The sequence below is a fragment of the Paenibacillus sp. MY03 genome (assembly GCF_002165585.1).
GTDB lineage: Bacteria > Bacillota > Bacilli > Paenibacillales > Paenibacillaceae > Pristimantibacillus > Pristimantibacillus agaridevorans.
Genome location: NZ_MXQD01000081.1, coordinates 1 through 21,977 on the forward strand (window position 1 = coordinate 1; position 21,977 = coordinate 21,977).

A 21,977-nucleotide genomic window follows, 5' to 3' on the forward strand; every position below is an offset into this window, starting at 1 on the left:
AATGTTGGTACACAAACTATTTTACTTCATCTTATTTGTTTGACTTAAAGGGAAAAGCGCCCTCTAATCATATAGGATTTGCATAAATGCAGCGATTCGGCCGGAATTAATGGGAGGAAATCCCTCTAAAGCTCGGGGGATGGTGAGGATGGGTTTAATAGAGGGAGGAAATCCCTCTAAATTCCAGGGGATCGCGAGCAGGGGTAAGGTTCGGCACGGAGAGGAGTGAGTAGCGGTGGAAAGTTATCTTTATTACGCCCCCAAACAAAGAAGTGAATGGGGCAACCGGTTCCGGGAATTATTTCCGGAGAAAACCGAAGAGGCGATGAGAGAAGCCGACGACAGGGTCAAGGATAACGTGATCTCATGGAAAGGCATGTCGATCGACATGGGCGATCCCATCGATTGGCTGCATAATCCTACCGGCGACAAGGAGTTCACCTGGGGCATTAACCGCTTCAAGCATCTACGCTCGCTTGGCATCGCGTACGCCTGCACGGGAGACGAGACCTACGCCTCGAAGGCGTGGGAGCACGTCTCCGGCTGGATCGCGACGCAGCCTTGCCCGTGGGGACTTCCGCCGGAGGAAGCGACGTACTTTCAGCGTCCAGGCCCGTGGAGGCTCTTGGAGACAGGGCTTCGCCTGCGGCAATGGATATACGCGTACCACTTCTTCCGCGGCTCGGACAGCTGGTCGGGAAATGCGGAGAAGTTGTTTCTGGAGTCGGTGAAAGAGCACGCGCGGTTCCTGACAACATATCCGGCGAGCATCGAGATCAATCATTCCATTATGCACATGATCGGGCTGCTTAGCGTCGGCTTATCGTTCCCGTCCTGGGAGGAGAGCGAGGCCTGGACGGCCTTCGCTGTCGGACGGCTCGAGGAATGTCTCCGGGAGCAGGTGCTGCCGGACGGCGTTCATGCCGAGTTGACGCCGCATTACCACATGGTGTCGCTGGAGCTTTTCGTCGACTGCGCGGTCATGCTGCGCAAGCGTGGACTGACGTTCTCCGAAGAGTACGAGCGCGTGCTGGCCGGCATGGCGGACTTCTCGCGCCGGATGACGCGGCAGGACGGCAACATGGCACCGTTCGCGGATTCCTACGCGAACCAGCCGCCGGATCTGAATGCGGCGGCGCTGTATTACGACCGTCCAGAGTGGCTGCTGCGCGCTCAGCTACACGAGCAATTCTGGACGGTGGGGCCGGAGGCGATCGAGCGGCTGCTTGCAAGAGCGGAGGAAGCTGCGCCTGGTGGTGATAAGCGGGGAAGACCGGGAGGAGAAGCCGGGCCTGAAGGAGAGTTTCGGAGAAGAATGGGAGCGGTAGTCGGGCCCGGAGGAGAGTTGCAGGGAAGAGCGGGGGAAGGAGCCTCGTCAGCAGTAGGGCCGAGAGTCGGGCTGGGGGCGGAACCGGCGGAGAGACGCCACGAGCAGGGGAACTCGGCGCCTGCCCTGCCCTTCGCGTTCCCGTCGGCCGGTTATTACGGCCTGGGCAACGGCGAACAGCAGCTGATCTTCGACGCCGCGGCGCTAGGCGGCCCGCATGGCCACGCCGACGCCTTATCCTTCGAATGGTGTGCATTCGGCGAGGCGCTGATGGTGGATCCCGGCACTTACACGTATGTCGAGAATCCATGGCGTCGCCATTTCAAAAGTACCGCGGCGCATAATACGGTGCTTGTGGATGGACAGGATCAAACGCCGTATTTGCGCACCCAGCGCTGGGGAACGCCGGAAGCTTCCGTTAGGTTGATCCATTGGGATGCGGAGAGGCAGTCGATCTGCGCCGAGCATGACGGATATGCAGGTCGCGGAGTTACGCATCGGCGCGCCGTCTGGTTCCTGGAGAGCGGGGAATGGATCATCATCGACCGTCTGTCCGGCACGGGCGAGCATGTGTACCAGCATCGCCTGCATAGCCGTCTGCGGCAATGGAGCATAGAGAAAACAGGAGGCGCCGGGGAGCGAGATTCGGGCTCGGCAAGCTTCTCGCTTCGCGGCAGTTGCTTAGTTGGCCGGGCGGACATCGACCTTGCCTGCGATCTGCTCCTGTTCGGCCCCGCCTCCATGGAGGTGGACGTCGAGGATGGCTGGGAGTCGATCCGACCGCTGGAGCTGGAGCCGCTTAAGGTGGTTCAGGCGCTTCTGACGTCGGATCACGGAGGCTGGTTCGCGACGGTGATGAAACCGAGATTAGGCGATGCCGACGGCCAATCGCTTGGGATCGACGCGAGATCGAATTCGGAGGGCGGCTGGAGCGCGGAGCTGGATGAGGAAGGCCGTCCCGTCGTTACGCTGATGCGGAACGGACGGTTGTCGAGCTTCAGGCTGCCGGAGTAAGATGAATAGGTGGAACGATTAATCGGAGGAGGGAGCAAGCGTGGTCAATACCAAAGTATGGGAGCCTGCCGAGCCAGGCGTGAAACGGCATATTTTCGAGCCTGGGCAGGACATAATGATGATGGAGGTACACTTCGAGGAAGGCGCGGAGGGTTATTTGCACCGCCATGTGCACGAGCAGTTTTCTTACTGTCTCGAGGGACAGCTTGAATTTACGATCGACGGGGAGAAGACGGTGATCTCGGCCGGAGAGACGATCCGGATCCCGAGCAACGCCGAGCATGGGTGCCGGGCGCTCAAGCCGAGCAAGCTTTTGGACGCGTTTACGCCGCTTCGGCTGGATTTGCTGGGAAGGCAATCATAACGGTTTATTCCGAAACATAGAAGAGTTGGAAGAGCGGCTCCAGACCAGCATGGGTCAAGGTGCCGCTCTATTTTTGTTGCGCTTCTAAATCGTTCAAGCGATGTGGGGTAATGAGGATTAACTTACATAAATTAGTCATTCATGATATTCTTTATTGAGAACATTATTTTAACTAATTTATGTGAAGGAGAGGGTTTGACATGTTTCGTGCAACTGAATCAAGAGGGGGAAAGTCAATCATTATTTGGGCCATGATGGTCTCGATTATCGTCATGTCCTGGAATGTTGGAAGCGCGCAAGCAACAGATGATAATGTTGTAACGCGTTCGCTGCAAGGAACAATTGTAGATGAAGCCGGTGTGCCGATCGAAGGAGCGACATTGCAGATCGGAATCTATAACGCTTCGCAAGGCTTCCGATTCGTCGGATCGGGCAGCACGGATACGCAAGGCAAATACAGCATCGACTACGAAAAGACGCTCGGCGATGCCGTATCCGCGATACTAAAGGTTCGCGGCTTCGTCGTTGTATACGAAGTGCTCGCCGACATGCTCGACGTCGAATTGCCGGAGGAGACATCGACGATTACGGGCACGATCACGTTCGAAGACGAATACGCGACGCCGGTCGGCAACTACCCCGTCAATCTCGGCGTCTATCTGGGCCGGGGCGAGGGGCGAATCAACATCGGCGACGCGTTGACGGACGCGGATGGACGTTATGTTTTCTCGTTCATTCCGGGCAACTTCAACTCTATGCGAGGAGAAAATTACTTCGTCATCACGTACAACGGGAATCAGGAAGAAACGCTGCAGTTGCATACAGGCGGCCATGCCGTAAGGGATCGCACGGTGTACGATCAACCCCCAAGCTATTTCAATGGAAGACTTGAAGTGGACGTCACGGATGCGGCTACGAACGAACCTATTGAAGACGCCGTGGTTGAACTTGTAGGCACGAATATTCCGTTGGTTCAATCGGGCCATTATTTCTTCTCCAATGTGCTTCGGGGCGGCCCGTATACCGTTCGCGCCTCTGCCCCGGGGTACGAGACGACGGAGGAGCCGATCGAGATCAACGGGTTTGTGTATCGGCTCTCGGTCAAGATGACCGCAAGCAGCGTAGGCAACCCGCCGGTCGTCACGGCCGTTGCCGAGAGGGAGCCGGATCGGAAGGGCTGGTATAATCGGGACGTGCTTGTCTCGTTCCACGCGGCAGACGAGGAGGGGGAGGTAACGGTTGATCCGCCGGTACTCGTAACCGCCGAAGGAAGCCGCCAGACGATTACGGGCACGGCGACCAATGCAGCCGGATTGACGGGAACAGGCTCCATTATCATCAGCCTGGATAAATCGGCTCCTTCGACGGATGCTCTGACGAGCGGCGACACGAGCGGCGGACAATGGTTCAGAAGCGATGTGGAAGTGTCGTTGTCCGCTATCGATTCTTTGTCCGGGGTGGAAGGGACGGAGTACAGCCTGAATCATGGACGTACTTGGAAAGCTTATCAAGGGCCGATCACGTTTACGAATGAAGGCGAGCATCGTCTGCAATATCGCAGTACGGACTTGGCCGGCAACAAGGAAGCCATCAAGCAGCTTGTCGTAAAGATCGACCGGACGCCGCCCGTCCTGCTGGTTGTGTCCAATCCGCCTTTGTTAACGAACGCGAATGGCAGAATGGCGCCCGTCCGTACAGTTGTGATGGGCGCGGATTTCTACTCGGGCGTGGAGTCCATCGAACTTACGTCCATTAAGATTCATGAGAATGGCGGCAATGGAACGCTCCCTACGCCGGACGATATCCAGAAGGCGGAATACGGTACGTTCGATACCTCCTTCGAGCTTCGCGCCGAGGCTCCCGCGCCAGGATTGACCCGCCATTATACGATTACTTATACCGCCACCGACAGAGCGGGCAATGAGACAACCGCGAAGACGGTCGTGAGCGTGGCGAAGCTGTGGTCGTTGCCGTGGCAGTAAGAAGCAGCCGGAACAGAGCAACGAGGTCGAACGAGGCTGATCCAACCTCCTTGCAACTTCTAAGCGTTCGCATGGGCAGATCAGAGGTGAATCGGCCCGCAGCCCCCTTTGGGCGGCAAGTCATATTTTTATCCGAATGAAGAAAAGGCGCCCTCGTCCCTGCCAAGGCAGAGATAAGGGCGCCTTATACGTTCTAACGTGCCGGAGCTTAGTTCACAGCTTCCTTGGTCAGACGAACGCCTTTCGCGCCAGGCTCGGGAGCCGGAGTAGTCCGCTTGATGAAGAAGGACAGCAGCAGCCCGACGACTCCAATGCCGATAATGACGAGGTAAGCATCGTTGATGCCCTCGATGGCGGCAGCCGTAGCCAGATTTTCCGGCGACATGCCCGATGCGGCGAGCTCGCCGGCATGCGTCTTCGCGCGATCCGACATGATCGTCACAAGCAAAGCCGTGCCGACTGCGCCGGCGACCTGTCTCACGGTATTGGAGATGGCCGTGCCGTGCGCGTTCAAGCTTCTCGGCAGCTGGTTGAGGCCGGCGGTTTGGATCGGCATCAGCAGAAGAGCCATGCCGATGCGTCGGCCCGTAGACATCAGGACAAGATAAGAGTAGCTGGTGTGATCCGTCAAATTGATGAAGCCGATCGTGGTCGCGATCGTAATGACAAGGCCGATGACGGATAGCCACTTGGCTCCGAACCGGTCGAACAGCTTGCCGGTAATCGGCATCAGGAAACCCATCACCAGCGCGCCGGGAAGGAGCAGCAAACCCGACTCCAGCGCGGTATAGCCGCGCGCGCTCTGCAGGTACAAGGGCAGCAGCATCATGTCGGCATACATAACCATCGTAACGGCGATACCGATAATGGTGGTCAAAGAGAACATTTTGTACTTGAAGGCACGCAGATCCAGCAGCGGATTGCCGGAGACCAATTGTCGCCATATAAATAACGCAAGCGCGATCAGGCCGGCAACGATCGTAAGGATGACTTCCGCGCTCGACCAGCCCTTGCTCCCCGCGCTGCTGAAGCCGTACAGGATTCCGCCGAAGCCGACGGTGGAGAGGAGGACGCTGACCATATCGAAGCGGGTCGCCATTCTCTCCGAGACGTTGGTGAGATAGAAGTAACCGCACGCGATTACGATAAGGGCTAGAGGAATCATGCCATAGAACATCGTCTCCCAAGCGAAATGCTCCATAATATAGCCGGCTGTCGTCGGTCCGACGGCTGGCGCGAAGATGATGGCGAATCCGACCATGCCCATGGCCGCGCCGCGTCTCTCCGGCGGGAAGAGCGTCAGAATAATGTTCATCAGGAGCGGCATAATGATACCGGCGCCTGCCGCCTGAATCATGCGTCCCGCCAGCAGCACTTCAAAGCCAGGGGCCAGAGCGGATACGACCGTACCGATCAGGAAAATGATCATGGATGTCTGGAATAATTGCCTTGTCGTAAATCGCTGCATGAAGTAGGCCGTGATGGGAATCAATACGCCGTTGACCAGCAAGTAACCTGTGGTCAGCCATTGAGCGGTTGCCGCGGTTATGTCGAAGTCGATCATGAGCTCTGGCGTCGCCACGCTCATAATGGTTTGATTAAGAGTAGCCAGAAAGGCGCCTAATATCATGACGAACAGTATGGGACCCTTCTTGACGGCGGTGCCGCCGCTTTCCATATTTTTGCTCACCTTTCTCCATCCTCTCATCTCTTTGTCTCTTTATAGACTAAATTTACAATGTGTTGTATAGTTTACATTGCATAAAATAGATTATAGTCCCCGGTCAATCCAAAGAGCAACCGACAGCTTGAGACGACAGTGTAGTTTAATTGACACATAACCCCAATCTGTCGCCGACCTCCGAAATATTAGACGAAGACAAGCGTAATTGTAGTTTTAAAGATGGCAATGCGAAAGGAGGGGCAAAAATGGAACGAAAGCAGACCAAAGCGGATCCCCGAATTGTTCGGACACGGCAATTGATTCGGAACGCGTTCGTGGAGCTCCTGCAGGAGATGGAGATCGAAAAGCTGTCGGTTAATAAGATTGCCGAACGCGCTACCATAAATCGTGTAACCTTCTACCTGCATTATCGCGACATTCCGGATATGATGGAGAAGATCGCGGATGAGATGGTTCAGGAGATCGAGGGGATTCTGGACAAACCGTCGGTGTGCGACCCGGAGGCCCAATCGGACTCGGACAGCACGGTCCTGCTCAGTTTGCTGGAGCATATCGCGAGCAATGCCGACTTCTACAAAATCGTGCTCGCCTCCAAACGGACGACGATCTTCTCCGATCGTTTGCTTAAGCTGCTGAAGGAGTTAATTACCGTTATCGCGGAGAGAAGGGGCAACGAGCATTACCGAACAAAGGTGGGCATACAGAAGGACATCGCCATCTGGTACAACTCCTCCGCTTTAATCGGCACGATCGTGTCCTGGCTTCGCAACGATATGCCTTATACGCCGCATTATCTCGCGGAACAATTCGCTCTGCTGAGAAGGCATCCCTATCCGAGCGGCAATTAGAGCAAATCATGCCATACTCAATCAGACCCCAACGGGTTCCTGCCGCAGCGGAAATCTGTTGGGGTCTCTCGTTCTATTCTGAGCGAGTCGGACGAGCCGCGTTGAAAGCGGTCACATCCGTCATGCGAAGGATAAGAAAGATCATCGACACGAATTCAGGTCCATTTTATACTGATCCTTATAAGGAAGGAGTGATCCCTGTGTACAAGATTCTAGTCGTTGACGACGAGCCGAATGTGAGCATCGGAATCCAGGATTTCCTGTTGGCATCGGATCTTCGCATCTTGAGCGTGGAGACGGCCCTGAACGGGTTCGAGGCGGTCGATTATTTGCGAATGGACCAATTCGACTTGGTCTTGACCGATATTCAGATGAGCAGGATGAGCGGAATCGAGCTCATGGAGACGATTTATCTGGAGCAGCCCAATCTGCCCGTCATCGTGATCTCCGCGCACGAAGAGTTCGACTTCGCGAAGAAATCGCTTCGACTGGGAGCAAGGGATTATCTGGTGAAGCCTGTAGAGGAGGAGGAACTTCTTCGCGTCGTGCAAAGCGTGCTGAGCGAGAAGGAGGAAATCGGCAGGCAATCGCTGGAACGATCCATTCAGGAACATGGGCAACACTCATCCGAGCTGGCGCGGCGTCGCGAAATATTAATGGAGCTGTTAACAGAGAGAGGTTTGTCGAAGCAAGAGCATGATGAGCTTGTAACCGAGCTGGGGAAAGAGCTAAAGGGACCTTACTTTGGCGTGATCTCCGTCCGCCTCGACTTTAGCCAGGGAGGCTTCAGCAAACGGGAGGTCACTTATCAGGAGCGGAAGCTCCTCAAGTTCGCGGCATTAAATCTTTTCGAAGAGAGCTTGATGGAATGGAACGGATTGACGTTAAACGGCTTCGGCAATGAGCTGATCGGCATTATTCAATTAAGCGAACAGCCTTTGAATGGACAATACCACGCCTTGCAATCCCAGCTTCATCTCATCGGGCAATTGGTTTCGGTGAATTTCAAACAATATTTGAACGTCGATGCGACGATCGGCATGAGCAGCTTGCGTGCCGACAAGACCCTTCTGTCCCGGTTAATGGAAGAAGCGCAGATGACGGCGGAGTGGAGGAAGCTTCATCCCGAGCAGCAAGTTTTCTATTACGAGGATGTTGCCGCCCAGGACAGCCTGAATATGGTGGGATGGATGGAGAAGGTGGAGGATTGCGCGCAACTGCTGAAGGGCGGCGATGAGGCGCAACTGGAGGGACATGTTCGGGAACTGGTTTCCGTGCTTAAGGAGCTTGGACATACAGATGAACTAAAGGCCAGCTACTTCGGCATGCTGGTCTATCGGATCTATGGCCTGCTGCTGGAATATGGACGCGGCAACGGCGCGTCGCAGCGCCGGTTCGATCCCGATGTCTATTTCAGGGAAATGCCGGCTGAAGCCAAGGTCGATGAGCTTGCCTCTTATATCGAAGCGGCCTGCCGTTCGCTCCGCGATCTGGCGCGTGAGAGGGATCGGACCATTCTGGACCAAATCATGTCCTATATTCAAAAGCAATTTCGCAATCCCGCGCTCAAGATTCAGGATATCGCCGGAGAGATCCACTTCAGCGCGGCGTATCTTCGTTATTTGTTCAAGAGGGAAACCAAAAGGAGCGTGTGGGATTATGTAACGGAGCTTCGCATCGAGGAAGCCAAATTTTTGCTTGCAACGACGGATAAGAAGCGGTACGAGATTGCAAGCGAAGTCGGCTATGAGTCGCCGGAGCACTTCAGCCGAATATTCAAGCGTTACACGGGCGTCAGTCCGGCGGAATATCGCAAAGGATAGGGAGTGATCGGACTGAAGCTGAAATTTAAAGTAACGTTGGCGTTTGCCCTGTTTATCATCGGCCCCTTTCTAATCGTCGGGTGGATCTCCGCTTATAAGGCGGAGGAATCGATGCAGGATGAGCTGGGACGAACCATGCTGCAATTGGCGAAGCAGAATCATACGACGATAACCAAATCGATGTCCGCAGTAAATGACAAGACGATTACGTTCCTCGGCAACCATCTGTTCAATCGCACCGTACTTAACCCGTTCTGGCTAAATATCGAGACGTTTAGCCAGATCAATCAGGCGGACGAAATTTTGGAGCGCTGGTCCTCGGACGGGACGAGCTATACCCTGTACATGATGAATAGGGAAGAAAAGCGTACCCATGTCGACCTGTCGGACAAAAACAGCGGTTTTAAATATTTCGATTTCGATCATTCCGACCGGCCCGAATGGGTCCAGCATGCCGACAATAAGCGCGGAGCAGGCGTATTTCGGTTGATTCCCTCCTCGGAAGGAACTGCGACGGTGAGTTTTATCCGAAGCATTTTAAATGCCCAGAATTACAACGATGTCATCGGATATCTGGTCGTCTCCCATTTGGAGGTGCATTTCACCAGGGATCTTTTATCTGTCCAGCTTCCGGAGAACTCCGGTATTTTTTTATTTAACGACGCGAACGAATTGCTCATGCAAGCCGGATCGGCGGCGTTTCCCGAGGCTGGCATAACGGAACTGGCAAGCAGGGAGACTTCGGGATACCGATTCGTTAATCAGGGTGGGGAGCGTTGGCTGTCCGCGTACGCATATGAACCGGATTTCCATACCCGGCTTGTTTATCACGTTCCGCTAAATTCGTTATCCAGCAGCTGGAAGGGGTTTCAGTGGTTTATTATGATCGTATCCGCGATCTATTTGGTTCTTGTGCTGTTATTCGTTTTGTATTTGCTTCGGATGATCGTGAAGCCTCTGCATCGCCTGGTTACAATTACGAAGATCTATGAGCCCGGCGTCCCGCTAGCCTCGGACAATAGCCGGGATCTGCTGCGTTCGGACGAGTTCGGCATATTGTACGGCTCGTTCTTGAGGATGACCAGGAGATTGGATCATTCCTTCGAGGAGAACTATGCCATGAAGATCAAGCAGAAGGAAACCGAGCTGGCGACGCTTCATTCGCAGATTACGCCGCACTTGTTATACAATACCCTCGACTCCATCTACTGGTATGCGCTTCGCAAGGGGAACAAGGATGTAGGCGGCATGATCAAGGACTTGTCCAAGTTATTGCGGATCGGCCTAAGCAAAGGAAGAACGATGATTCCGATCGGTGAGGAGATCGAGCATGTGCAGGCGTATTGCCGTCTTCAGATGAAGCGGTATCCGGACAACTTCGAGGTGCATTGGGATATAGACGAAGACGCCAAGAAGTATACGACGCCTAAGGTCATCCTCCAGCCGCTTGTCGAAAATGCGATCTTCCATGCCGTCAGCAGCATGGATGGCGAAGGCGAGATCCGGATCGCGATACGATGCGCGGATTCCGAGATCGAGATGACGGTGGAGGATAACGGCTTCCTTCCCGTAGACATGGAGAGATTGGAGCAGATTACGAGAGGCGAGATCACGGATAAAGGTTATGGCATCCGGAATGTTCATCAACGCATTCAGCTCCATTTTGGCGAGGCGTTCGGTTTGAGGTACATCCGCGGCGAGGGAGGCGGCGTCAAGGCGCTGATCACTCTGCCGCGGCAAGAGTATATAAAGGTCATTCCCGACTCTTGACCAATCGATCCGCCACGCTAAAGAATCCATTGTCGGAGCCAATGTATAGCGCTCCGTCCAGAACGGTCAGTTGCGCTCTTGTCCTCCAATGCTCCATTGCGTCATAGCCGCCGTGGCGTGTTCCTGCGATCCGGTACAACGCCTCTCCATTGTGCGGATCGAACACCAGGACGCCCGCGTCGCTCGCGGCGAGCAGTTGCCCATCGAACCATTGCAGCCAGACTCTAGAAGTCGGCTTGCTTAACCAGTATTGGTGTCCGTCGCTGAGGCGCAGGCGCCGAAGCGTGCCTTCACTCCAGGCATAGACTGCGTCGCCGACGACAATTGCCCGTTCGAGCGTGCCGTCCATCGTCCATAACGTTTTGCTGGATCCCAGATCGAGCCATTCCGAAGTGACATCGCTGTTATAGCCAAGCGGGGCACCATCTTTGGTTGATAGACGAATGGCATATCGATCGTTTACGATCTCGTAGCCGATATCGTCTCTTCTTGGCAGCGTGCTTAGCGGCTCCCCTGTATTCGTATCCACCAAAGTCCAGGCTAAGGGGCTCTTTACCCATAGTTGATCCATGCGGTCGTCCAGCGCTCTCGCCTCGTAGTAGAAATGATCCGCCCATTCCGACAACGGTGCTGCTATGCCTTCCATCAGCCAAACCTCTTTGCCATTCTTCGGCTCATAGGCTGCAATCTCGTTGCCAACCGGCACTCCGCTATCCATGCCGTACTCAATGATCAGCTTGCCGCCTGCGATCAGTGACGGTATGAATCGGCCTGGGCGGTCGAGCTCCCGGCTCCACAGCTTGCGGCCGTCCCGCAGCGCGTACGCTTCAATAAACGATCGGTACGTGTTCGGACTATAGAAATCTCCGGTTGTATAAATCATTGCCACGACTTCGCCGGCCATGCCATAACTGACATCAAACGTATCGTCGGGGAGGTTGTGCTTCAGTGTCCACTTATTGCTTCCGTTGGAAGTGTCCAGTACATCGAGACGTCCCAGCCGCTCCTGTTCGGCGTTATTCTCTGGCGGCATATGAACAGCCATATAGCGGCGATCCGAGGAGAGGATAAAGCGGTCCGTATGGAAACCAAGATCCCGTTGCCAAAGTTTGCGTCCGGTAGCAGGATCAAGCGCAAATAAATTGGAGTCGTAATGCATGCCGCTGAATCCGCCGTCCTCCCCCGAAATTAGCAATGCCCGATCCGTTCGCCCGATGAAAAAATTATAGGCAAGATCGCTCGTTGTCCGCCATCGCAGCGACTGTTCCTTCGTAAACGGCTGGCCTTCCTCGCGGGGCGAGAATGTATAATCGACGACCTTGCCCTGCGGTGACCAGTCGATGAGCAGTTCGGCGGTTTCGGATTCGTAACGCCAGCGCTCCAGCGTCTCCATGGGTTCGCCCGTCGATTTTACGTTCCCGGAACGCTCTACCGCTTGAGGCAAGCCAAGAAGCTTCTCCAGTTCGGCTTGCGGAGCGCCTTCCCGAACAAAATAGTAGGCTACGGTTCGGGCAGACAGATAGGACGCTTGAGTCGAATCGAACAAGTCGTTTACCTGGCCTTCATGAATATATGTTCCTTCATCCTTTATCCAAAGAACGCGCGGCTCCGCCTTAAGATCCTTTTCTTCGACAATAACGGCACGCCAATTGCCGCTGCTGCCGACAACAAGCAGTCGTTCTCCTGCATCCATCCGCCGAGTCACGGCATCGTCCGCGGGCTGCCAATAAATCGGCGTACCATCGGCAGCTACGCTCCATTGCTCAGGCGCCTGTTGACTTAGTGACGACGCCTCCGCCGTAAGCATCCATACCGGTACCCAGGCATCATACCAGCCCTCTCCCTCCCGGATATCTACAAGCTGGGCAAAATGCTCCGTCAGCGCGGCCAACTGATAGTTATGCCCCGGAACTGCTCGATAGACGACGGTATTGTCAGCCCCTTGGGGCAGACGGGCCGCATCGATTTCCGCATGCACTTGTACCGTATCGCCAATCCGAAATCCTTGCTCGCGGGCAATTCGGTTATCGGTTGAGCTGGATGGATGCTCCAGTTGCGCAGCGGTCAACAAAGTTTGCAAGTTGCCGTCGCTGTCATGATAATGATAGGTTGCATCCAAAAGTTTGCCTTGCTCGTCCCAATACAATAGCAGTTGCCCGTTTACTTTGCCGCTGAGCAACCCGCGCAGGTCGAGATAGCCCTGGCTGTCATCCCAACTATAGGTATAGCCTTGGGGCGCTTGATCGTACCGCCACACCTCCACATCCACCAAATCATTGCCAATCCAGTAGACTCCCTTGCCGATATAGGAGGGCAGGCCGTAAGCTGAGCGCGCCTGGCTTTTTGTTGTCGTTCCGTCCAGATGCTCGCGGATTGAGGCATCCGTAATCTCGAGTGTAGATGCGGAAGCAAGCGAAATGGCTTCTTGATTTGTCGCGGCAGGCGTTACTGATGGGCTAGGGGCTTGCGTTGCCGAATTTTCGCAACCGGCCAGCAGCCATATGAGGGCGATCACGCTTAACAGCGCGGCTTTTTTCTTTGGGAAAGTCATCTTCCGGACATCCTTTCTCCGATTCCTTTGCATACTAATATTACCAAATAGAACGTGCAGGAGCTTAGAAAGGTTGCGTATTGACAGAATATTTCGATTATCTTACCATATAAGAATTTAACTCCGTCCCTCTGGGGATGGAGTTGCTCCGCGTTTTTAATGAATCATTATTATGGAGGTTGAAAAAATGTCCAATAACAGGCAACTTACAAATGCACAAAACTTATCCATAAAATATATCGGAGAGCACGCATTTTCCAGAAAAGAAGAAGCTATAACCCTAATTAAAGAAATTTTGCAGATGTCAAACATTCAATGGGACATGTATGAAAATGCTCTTGCCAAACTGCGGACTAACGCGAGGATCGCATTGCATTTTCATCCTGATCGACCGCTTGCAGATATGAAATGTGTGGCGCAAGCATTGCTTGAACAAGGCGCCTACAGGAGTCAGTTCGAAACACATATTTCAAATGGAGGCCTTTCGGCTTACCTGGGAGGAGCGCGTGATCTTTGGGAGAAGAATCTGTTCAACGGCGCTTATCATATAGACGGTGCGAGCATATGCGAACGCCCAAAGTATGGGGCGCTTGACGTCATGTTACACGCCGATGGTCCTTCTCCACGATTTGGATCATGTTTTTTTCTCCTCTCGCCTAGTGTATCCAGTCGCTCAACATACACTTATGGAGATTCCAACAATGATCGGCCTGAAAAAGGTACGCTTGAGGAATTCGATATCGTAATAGCAGCACTATTAAATGATGTTTTTTTCCGCGAGTCTGCTTTAGGAGAACGGGATGTAACCCCCGGGAAATTGATCGACCATCTTTTATACAATCTTGATCAACCCTACCGATATTCTTTAGACGACATACCTAGACGCAACCTTAACCACTATATCGAGGCGCAAATTCACGGTGATATAGCCCTTGCAGATGACGTAGAAATGCTGGTTGCCGATTCTTCGTTTAAAGGAACGCAAGTAGGCAGCCTTTTAGAGCAACTATGTTTAAAATATTCGATCAAGCTAATATGGAACATAGGGCCTTATTTGATGGTTGAAGAAGTGCCCACGGACTTCAGGGGGCCGACCATGCCCTCATTAGCCAATCGGATAGCGAAGAATGGGTATATTGATGCCAGTATAATCGGGGAAGCTGTAAATGATTTGAAAAGCAATCCCACAAAATGGTACGACAGAGGAAGCTACGCAGAAGTGCTCCAAGAGTTAAAATTACTATGGCATGTATTGGTTCGATTTGGAAAATCCTCCGCAGTATAACGCCGATTAAAGGGTAAGAGGGGGGACTTTAATTTGACTGGACAACTAATTAGCCAGTTGCTCGAACGTCCCCTCCATACCCTTTGCGGCCCCCCACCAGTTGCCGAGGTGATCAGGCTCGGTCCACACTCATTGGCTCCCTCCCGATTATGGCTTTTACAGAGTGTCGGAAGCTTGTTTTAGAAGTCCCGACAACAGAGGAAGATCCGGAGAATCGCCTTCCCGTAATTTGATCCACTTTCGTTCGGCAGGGCCGTCGAATGTTTTGGGAAACTCTATGCCGTTTGCATTCATAATCATAAAAGCAATTGCGTCTTTAGAGGGTGAAATAACGGCAGCATAATGCCCATTTTTCAGAAAATGCGGCTTCTTATATTGAATCCGTTCTTCTGCTTCCGGAATTGTTTCGTGTACTAAATTGCGCAGTATCGAGCTGATGTCCGATTGCCATTTTGGCAAATTTTCAATATAAGCTATTACATCATGGTTCATTCGTTCGTCACCCTCCAGTTGGTATAAATTTCTTGCTCCTGCAATTAACATACCCCTAAGAAAATATCCCTGTCAATGCATGTCAGGTATTTCGGACAACTCCGACCTCGGCTCACTTCCGTCACAAGGCAGCTTCTATTGATCATCGTATTGGAGGATGGGCTGCCCTATACTGAAATCAATCGAGAGGAGTGAAGGCTGGTGAAGGAGAGAACGGGGATTGCGTATTTCATCCATTCTCTATGGAAGTTCAGATTTTTGACGATCATGCTGGTGCCCACGTTTATCGTGCTGATCGTCAACAACTACTTGCCGATGTTCGGGGTGTTTATCGCATTTAAAAATATCAATTATATCGACGGTATTCTCGGAAGTCCCTGGGTCGGATTTCGTAATTTCGAGTTTCTGTTCACGTCAGGCTCCCTTTGGAGAATTACACGCAATACGGTGTTGTACAGCCTGACCTTTATGGCGGTCAACACCGTGCTGTCCATAGCGATAGCCGTCGCGATCAACGAGCTGCGCGGCCGATTGGCCAAAACGTATCAGACATTTCTCATCATGCCTTATTTCTTGTCCATGATCGTTGTCAGCTATCTGGTGTACGCCTTCCTCAATCCGGATAAAGGTTTTATGAACGCGTCGATTCTCGAATGGTTTGGATTAGACAGAGTTTTCTGGTATTCGGAAAAGGCCTATTGGCCCTATATCCTCATCCTGGTTAATGCGTGGAAAAATGTCGGCATCGGAGCGGTCATCTATATCGCGGCAATTGCCGGAATCGATCAAGAATATTACGAAGCCGCGGTGCTCGACGGAGCGTCGAAGTGGAAGCAAACGCTCTATATTACGCTGCCGAGCATTCAGCCCATTATTATCATCCTGACGATTCTGTCGATGGGAAGCGTGTTTAATTCCGACTTCGGGCTTTTCTACCAAGTGCCGATGGATTCCGGAGCGCTCTATCCCGTGACCGACACGGTCGACACCTACGTCTACCGCGTGCTGATGGAGCTTAACGATATCGGCATGTCGTCCGCCGCGGCCTTGGCGCAATCCGTATTAGGCTTCGTGCTCGTCCTGCTGACGAATTCGGCGGTGCGAAAAATAAACCCCGATCAGGCTTTGTTCTAGATCATGACAGGAGATGAACTACATGGGAAGTTCGGCTAACAGGCGGGAGAATACGATCTCTCCCGTCGCCAATATGCTGCTAAACGGCATGTTCCTTATTCTATCGTTCCTATGCGTCATACCCGTCGTTCTGGTTATCATCGTATCCTTGACCCATATCGACACCTTGGTGACCGAGGGGTATCAGTTTATTCCGGATAAGCTGTCATGGATCGCTTACGAGAGCTTGTTCAAGGATTACGGGACGATCTTCCGAGCGTATGCCATCAGCATCGGCATTACGGTCGTCGGCACCATTGCAAGCGTTCTCCTGATGGCGCTGTACGCCTACCCCATCTCTCGTCAGGATTATCCGTTCCGTACATTCTTCACCTTCGTCTTGTTCTTTACGATGCTGTTCAACGGAGGAGTGGTGAGCAAATATATCATTTTCACCCAGTCGCTGGGGCTGCTAGATACGTATATGGCGCTGGTATTGCCGCTGCTCATTGTTCCGTTCAACGTCATTATAATGCGTACCTTCTTCCAGACGACCATTCATCCCGCGCTGATCGAGTCAGCCCGAATCGACGGGGCGAGCGAATTTCGCATCTTCTTCCGTATCGTTCTGCCGCTGTCGCTTCCCGTAATGGCGACGATGGCGCTTCTTGGCACCATCTTGTTCTGGAACGATTGGTTCAACTCGCTTCTGTTCATTCGCACCGAAGACAAGTATCCGCTGCAATATTTAATGCTGCGAGTATTAAACGATGTACAGTATCTTCGCAATAACGTGCAATTGGCCGCGCAGAATCCGGAGCTGATGAGCAACCTGCCCGACGAATCCCTGCAGATGGCCCTTGCGGTCGTATGCATGGGCCCTATCCTGCTTATTTATCCATTTTTCCAGAAATATTTCGTCAAAGGCCTCACCGTCGGCGCCGTTAAAGGCTGATCCCGCTGCGGTAGTTCCGGTATGCGGATTGACATTCGCCATGCCGTACTATATGAATCTAATTAATGGAGGGTTATGAGACATGAGACAAAAAAAGTCATTTCTGATTGCGCTCGCAATCATGCTTGCGGCCATGTTGGTGCTGCAGGCCTGTGCTTCCGACGGCAAGGAGGGCGGCACGAACAAGAGCAATCAGGCGACAACCGCGCCGAGCACGGAGCCTAACGCCGGTACGGAGACTAGTAAGCCAGATAATGCCGAGCTTAAGCCTTATCAAGTATCCATCGTCTACTTCGGCACCCCGGAGGCCGACGGCGCGCTCGTCGAAGAGAAGCTTAACGAATTTTTTAAAGAAAAGATTAACGCGACCGTCAAGCTGGTCCCCATCGCCGCAAGCGAGTATCAGAACCGTACCGAGCTGATGATGAATACCGGCGAGAAGATGGACCTTGTATTCTCGGCATCATGGCTGAATTACTTCGGCAACGTGACGAAAGGCGCGTTCCTGGAGCTGGATGAGCTGCTGGACAAGCATGGACAAGGCATCAAGGAAACGTTGCATCCGCTTTATCTGGAAGCGCCGCGCATGAAAGGGAAGCTGTACGCCGTTCCGACGAACAAGGAGATTACGCAGGGGCAATCGTTTACGTACCGCAAGGATATCGTCGACAAATACGACATTCCGATCGAGACGATTAACACATGGGGAGATCTGGAGCCCTGGTACGAAAAGATCAGCAAGGAAGAGAAAGGTATGACGAACCTGTTCCTCGCAGGCGGCTCGGGCAATTCGGGCGGCGGCATCCATATGATGTACGAGACGAATTCCAATTACCGCCCGGTTGGCCCGACGCCAGGCAAGACCCAAATGTTCCTGGTTGACTATACGGCACCCAAGATGGAAGTGAAATCGATACTGGATCCCGAGCTTGTCGATATCGACAAAAAAGAATTCGAGCTGTTCCGCAAGTATTACGAAAAAGGTTATATCAATTCGGATGCGGGAACAAGCAAGACGAGCGCGGCCGACCTCAGACGGCAAGGCAAGCTGTGGATGTCATCGGGCGTATGGAAACCGGGCTCGGACATCGAAGTGAAAATCGCCGACAACAATCTGTACGATTACGTGTCGCATGTCGTGACGGAGCCGATCGTGACGACGGACCTCGCTGCCGGCTCGATGTTCTCTATTTCGAGAACGTCCGAGGACCCGGAGCGGGCGATGATGGTTCTCAACTACTTGCATACCGATCCTTATGTCGTCAATCTGATCGTACATGGCATTGAAGGGAAACATTACAAGAAGGTTGGCGACAACCGGATCGAACCGATCGCCGACTCCGGTTATGGCGCAAGTGCTCTGTTCTGGGTAATCGGCAGCCAGATGCTGAACTACTTGAAGCCGGGTCAACCGGACGATCTGTACATCAACTGGAAGAAGTTTAACGATGAGGCGGTTCGTTTCCCGCTCATGGGCTTCGTATTCGACGATTCTAAGGTAAAAAATGAAATTGCCGAGCTGACCGCGGTTATATCGGAATACAAAATTTTGGCTACCGGTGCGGTTGCGAACCCTTCCAAGGTTGTTGACGAACGCAACGAGAAGCTGAAAACGGCTGGTATCGAGAAGGTGCAGGCGGAGCTGCAGGAGCAGATCGACGCCTGGTGGGCGGATAATAAGCAGTAGAAGGAGCTGCGTTTAACATGAAACCGGGACAGTTGATCTATACATTCGTCAGCTACGCGACCCATGTCGACCAGAGCTGGGGGCATGGGATCGCGATCGAAGGGATCGATCGGACGGCGGAGCTCGCTCACAAGCACGGCATTCCGGTTACATGGATCGTCAATGCCACATCCGCTCCGGTGCTCGCCGAACGTATTCTGGGATGGCATGAGGAATACGGAGACGATGTCATTCTTCAGACGCCGTTCTACGCGGATGAATCGGAGCACTCCAGGGCAAGGCTGAAGCAGGCGCTCCAGGAAGGATGGGCCGTGCTGCAAGATACGTTCCCCTGGGTGAAGACCAAGATTGTCGCCAGAGGCAGTATCTATAAGGAGTTTGTCGAGGTGGCCGAGGAGCTTGGCTTCCATGGCATATGGGGATACTGCTGGGAACAGGTATGGTGGGATAACATTACCCACAAGGGGATTCCATGGGGCTCCTGGTATATCGACAGCGGGCGGTTCAAGGCGCCTCATCCCGGCAAGGGCAAGCTGGTCGCCAGCGAATGGACGGCACGCGATCTGCACGCGACGTATCATTCCGGGAGCCCCTGCATCTACTCGACAGATCCCAATGACGTGCTGCGGGCGGGACTTTGCTCAGGCGACAATATTGAATATTGGAAGAAGCTGTTCCATAACTATCTGGATAACACGGCGAATAACGAGCAAGTCTATTTTCTGCAGCAGCAGGAAAGCCACGAGATGGAATATACCGATCGGTTCGCTATCTATCCGGCTTCCCATGTCGAGGCATGCGCCGGCATGCTGGACTTATTTTTCGGCTATATAACTCAATATCCCATTACGCTGACGACGCTGCCGCAGGCCATTAAGAACTATCATGCACGCAATGAGACTACCGCTCCCGTATACATGCTTACCCGCGATACGCTTGTTCGTCCCGAGGTGAACGATTATACGATGACGTTGGGCGGCACGGCTGCAGGGCCATGGCCCGATACCTTCCATTACTATGATCGTCAATGCCAGATGGCGTTCGTACAAGGATCCTGTGTGCCGGAACGGCTGCGGAGCTACGTCGGCAAGGGAGACATGGGCGATGAATTCGAGGAGGCCGTTCCTCAAGTATTCGTGAGCGGCTACGAGAAGGGCGGGGACAGAATCCGCATGGCGTTCGAGATCGGCCATTGGTCTCCCATTCCGTTCGGGCTTGCCTACTGGGATGATCTAAAGGGGTACGCGGTCCGGTCGGTTACGGCAGGGGTGGAGGCGAAGCTGATTCAAGACCGGCTTGTGTTTCTGCGATTTGATCTAACGGGATCGCCGACGGTAATCGAGCTGGTGCTGGAGAGAATCCTGGAGCGCCCTGCAGGATAGGATAGGATTGGATAGGATAGTGATTGAGAGGAAATAACGAAAAGCCTGAGCCCTTGACGCGAGAATGACTCGCCAGGGCTCAGGCTTTTTGATGAAGAGACGGTATGCGTTAAACGCCAAGCACCAGCTTCATGCCTTCCACTTTCAGCTTGTTCATGCTTTCAACCCAGCTCTTGAACGAAGCAAATGATTCATCATCGCAGCTGAATAGACGCTGCATCTCGTCCGATATCGCCTTTTCCTGGTCGTTGTAGTTGCCGTCGGCGTAGCTGAGCAGCAGCATCTCCGCGAGAAATATCCGCTTAAGGCGCTCATCCTTAAGGCTGCCGAGCAGGTCTGCGGTCGTCGTCTCGACGTCGGCGGAAGGCCGCCAGTCCGGAAGGCCAAGCTCCACCATCCAACCCTGCAAATAAGTTAACTCGTTACGGTTTACGAAGCCATCCGACTTCGCGATCCGGTGCGCAAGCTCCAGAAAAGCTTCTTTATGCTCGCGTTCTGTAATAAAATGCAAGAACAAGTACGCTCACCCCTCTATTAACATCCCGTACTTCCTTAAATCTCAAGGGATGATAAGTCAAGTGTAGTGGAGTCTTGTGCCAAATTCAAGTTTAGATCTCGTTTGTCGCGTTTGAATAATCGGTCGGGTCATAATAGAATGGAGGGGACAACTTTTTGGGAGGGATCATCGACAAATGTATCGTACATCGGGTGACTTTATGGAAGACTGGGCAGCTTCGGCTGCAGGAACATTGTCCGTTATGCAGGCGATTTCGGATGACAAAATGAATGCGGCGATCGTAGAAGGCCATAACTCATTGGGCTGGCTGGCTTGGCACTTGGTAAGCACTGCCGGCGCGTTCGGCCGCTTTGCAGGCTTGAATATTCCATCGATCGAGCGCGGCACTCCAGTGCCGGCGACGATGGCGGAGATCGTCTCGCAATACGAAGCCGTAATCGCGGCTTATGCCAGCGAAGGCTCGAAGCTGACGGATGCGTCGATGACAGAAGAGATTGATACTTTTGTGGGCAAGACGCCCCGCGGCAAATTTCTGCGCAAACTGATCGATCACCAAACGCATCATCGCGGCCAGATGACCGTGCTGCTTCGCCAAGCAGGTCTCAAGGTACCTGGCGTGCTGGGCCCGACGAGAGAGATGCAAACGCAGAACTAAGAAGAAGCGGTGCCAACCGAAACGATGGCGTCTATTTCAAGATGGGGGCTATGTGACGCTTGATGCTTGCTCAAAAGTGATAGATTGCCCCCCAACTATAAAAACAGCGGCAGCCAAGAACGAGTAAGATCCTTGACTGTCGCTATTTTATAGGATAGCGGTATTCAAAAAGCGATGAAGGATTTGCGGAATAACACTCAATTTGGTTGGATTAAGCTAATTTATCGGATTTGTGTTCCATTGGGTATATTAACATCTGGTTTTAACAGTACAACGTCCCCTTGTTCTGGCAGTCCGCCAAGAACCAAAACTTCCGAATTTCCAGTTTGATGGCCGGGACCTTGGCTTTTGCAAAAAATTCAGCATTAATAATTGTTCCCACACGAAGATCGAGTTTTAGAAAGTCATCAAAAGTTGCCATTCATTATTCCTCCTAATGTATAATTTCCCTATTATATTTGAAGATATTTCTGGTTCCCCATTAATACCAGAACCAAGGAAGAACACCTAAAGGTTTTAGGGAATTCA

Annotated in this window: 16 protein-coding genes and 1 pseudogene; 12 read left to right on the forward strand and 5 right to left on the reverse strand. The window is 52.9% G+C overall.

Annotation, left to right across the window (positions count from 1 at the left end):
- The first annotated feature begins 235 nt into the window (after positions 1 to 235).
- From B1748_RS34865 to B1748_RS34875, 3 genes are all read left to right on the forward strand, one after another.
- Complete coding sequence (locus B1748_RS34865) at positions 236 to 2,341, forward strand: alginate lyase family protein (RefSeq protein ID WP_087572585.1); 2,106 nt, start codon at positions 236 to 238, stop codon at positions 2,339 to 2,341.
- A gap of 40 nt (positions 2,342 to 2,381) precedes the next feature.
- Entirely contained in the window at positions 2,382 to 2,705 is a 324-nt protein-coding gene (locus B1748_RS34870) for a cupin domain-containing protein (protein WP_087572586.1), read from the forward strand.
- A gap of 200 nt (positions 2,706 to 2,905) precedes the next feature.
- Positions 2,906 to 4,687, forward strand: a complete 1,782-nt coding sequence (locus tag B1748_RS34875; RefSeq protein WP_087572587.1) for an OmpL47-type beta-barrel domain-containing protein — start codon at positions 2,906 to 2,908, stop codon at positions 4,685 to 4,687.
- A 208-nt stretch (positions 4,688 to 4,895) separates the two neighbouring features.
- Here the strand turns inward: B1748_RS34875 and B1748_RS34880 are convergent, their stop codons facing one another.
- Positions 4,896 to 6,365, reverse strand: coding sequence for a DHA2 family efflux MFS transporter permease subunit (locus tag B1748_RS34880; RefSeq protein ID WP_087572603.1), 1,470 nt, complete (start codon positions 6,363 to 6,365; stop codon positions 4,896 to 4,898).
- A gap of 251 nt (positions 6,366 to 6,616) precedes the next feature.
- Between B1748_RS34880 and B1748_RS34885 the strand changes: the two genes are divergently transcribed.
- The 3 genes from B1748_RS34885 (at position 6,617) to B1748_RS34895 (ending at position 10,812) form a co-directional block, all read left to right on the forward strand.
- The gene (locus tag B1748_RS34885) at positions 6,617 to 7,219 is read left to right on the forward strand and encodes a TetR/AcrR family transcriptional regulator (protein ID WP_087572588.1); all 603 of its coding nucleotides are present in this window, start codon (positions 6,617 to 6,619) and stop codon (positions 7,217 to 7,219) included.
- Between the two features lie 200 nt (positions 7,220 to 7,419).
- A complete protein-coding gene (locus tag B1748_RS34890) occupies positions 7,420 to 9,042 on the forward strand; it encodes a response regulator (protein ID WP_179215984.1) in 1,623 nt (540 codons plus the stop codon).
- A gap of 3 nt (positions 9,043 to 9,045) precedes the next feature.
- On the forward strand, positions 9,046 to 10,812 hold the full coding sequence (locus B1748_RS34895; protein ID WP_087572590.1) for a sensor histidine kinase: 1,767 nt from the start codon (positions 9,046 to 9,048) through the stop codon (positions 10,810 to 10,812).
- Here the strand turns inward: B1748_RS34895 and B1748_RS34900 are convergent.
- Positions 10,796 to 13,363: an outer membrane protein assembly factor BamB family protein gene (locus B1748_RS34900; RefSeq protein ID WP_179215985.1), complete on the reverse strand. Its 2,568-nt coding sequence runs from the start codon at positions 13,361 to 13,363 to the stop codon at positions 10,796 to 10,798. The two genes, B1748_RS34895 and B1748_RS34900, sit on opposite strands and share 17 nt — an antisense overlap.
- A gap of 187 nt (positions 13,364 to 13,550) precedes the next feature.
- Here B1748_RS34900 and B1748_RS34905 point away from each other — a divergent pair, with 187 nt between their 5' ends.
- Positions 13,551 to 14,648 carry a DUF3626 domain-containing protein gene (locus tag B1748_RS34905; RefSeq protein ID WP_087572592.1) on the forward strand — a complete coding sequence of 366 codons (1,098 nt, stop codon included), beginning with the start codon at positions 13,551 to 13,553 and terminating at the stop codon, positions 14,646 to 14,648.
- 156 nt (positions 14,649 to 14,804) lie between these two features.
- On the opposite strand, the gene B1748_RS34910 is transcribed toward B1748_RS34905, so the two are convergent.
- A complete protein-coding gene (locus tag B1748_RS34910; RefSeq protein WP_087572593.1) occupies positions 14,805 to 15,140 on the reverse strand; it encodes a DUF1801 domain-containing protein in 336 nt (111 codons plus the stop codon).
- A gap of 201 nt (positions 15,141 to 15,341) precedes the next feature.
- Here B1748_RS34910 and B1748_RS34915 point away from each other — a divergent pair, with 201 nt between their 5' ends.
- The 4 genes from B1748_RS34915 to B1748_RS34930 all read left to right on the forward strand — a co-directional run bounded on the left by B1748_RS34915 (position 15,342) and on the right by B1748_RS34930 (position 20,277).
- Positions 15,342 to 16,274 carry an ABC transporter permease gene (locus B1748_RS34915; protein ID WP_256976132.1) on the forward strand — a complete coding sequence of 311 codons (933 nt, stop codon included), beginning with the start codon at positions 15,342 to 15,344 and terminating at the stop codon, positions 16,272 to 16,274.
- Positions 16,275 to 16,296: 22 nt separating this feature from the next.
- Positions 16,297 to 17,208, forward strand: coding sequence for a carbohydrate ABC transporter permease (locus B1748_RS34920; protein WP_087572594.1), 912 nt, complete (start codon positions 16,297 to 16,299; stop codon positions 17,206 to 17,208).
- An 82-nt stretch (positions 17,209 to 17,290) separates the two neighbouring features.
- Positions 17,291 to 18,895 (forward strand): ABC transporter substrate-binding protein, encoded by a 1,605-nt coding sequence (locus tag B1748_RS34925; RefSeq protein ID WP_087572595.1) that lies wholly within the window; start codon positions 17,291 to 17,293, stop codon positions 18,893 to 18,895.
- A gap of 17 nt (positions 18,896 to 18,912) precedes the next feature.
- On the forward strand, positions 18,913 to 20,277 hold the full coding sequence (locus B1748_RS34930; protein ID WP_087572596.1) for a hypothetical protein: 1,365 nt from the start codon (positions 18,913 to 18,915) through the stop codon (positions 20,275 to 20,277).
- A gap of 109 nt (positions 20,278 to 20,386) precedes the next feature.
- Here B1748_RS34930 and B1748_RS34935 read toward each other — a convergent pair whose 3' ends face one another.
- The gene (locus tag B1748_RS34935; RefSeq protein WP_087572597.1) at positions 20,387 to 20,794 is read right to left on the reverse strand and encodes a tellurite resistance TerB family protein; all 408 of its coding nucleotides are present in this window, start codon (positions 20,792 to 20,794) and stop codon (positions 20,387 to 20,389) included.
- 175 nt (positions 20,795 to 20,969) lie between these two features.
- Here B1748_RS34935 and B1748_RS34940 point away from each other — a divergent pair, with 175 nt between their 5' ends.
- Positions 20,970 to 21,449, forward strand: coding sequence for a DinB family protein (locus B1748_RS34940; protein ID WP_087572598.1), 480 nt, complete (start codon positions 20,970 to 20,972; stop codon positions 21,447 to 21,449).
- A 221-nt stretch (positions 21,450 to 21,670) separates the two neighbouring features.
- Here the strand turns inward: B1748_RS34940 and B1748_RS34945 are convergent.
- Positions 21,671 to 21,870, reverse strand: a pseudogene (locus tag B1748_RS34945) (hypothetical protein).
- Between the last annotated feature and the right edge of the window lie 107 nt (positions 21,871 to 21,977).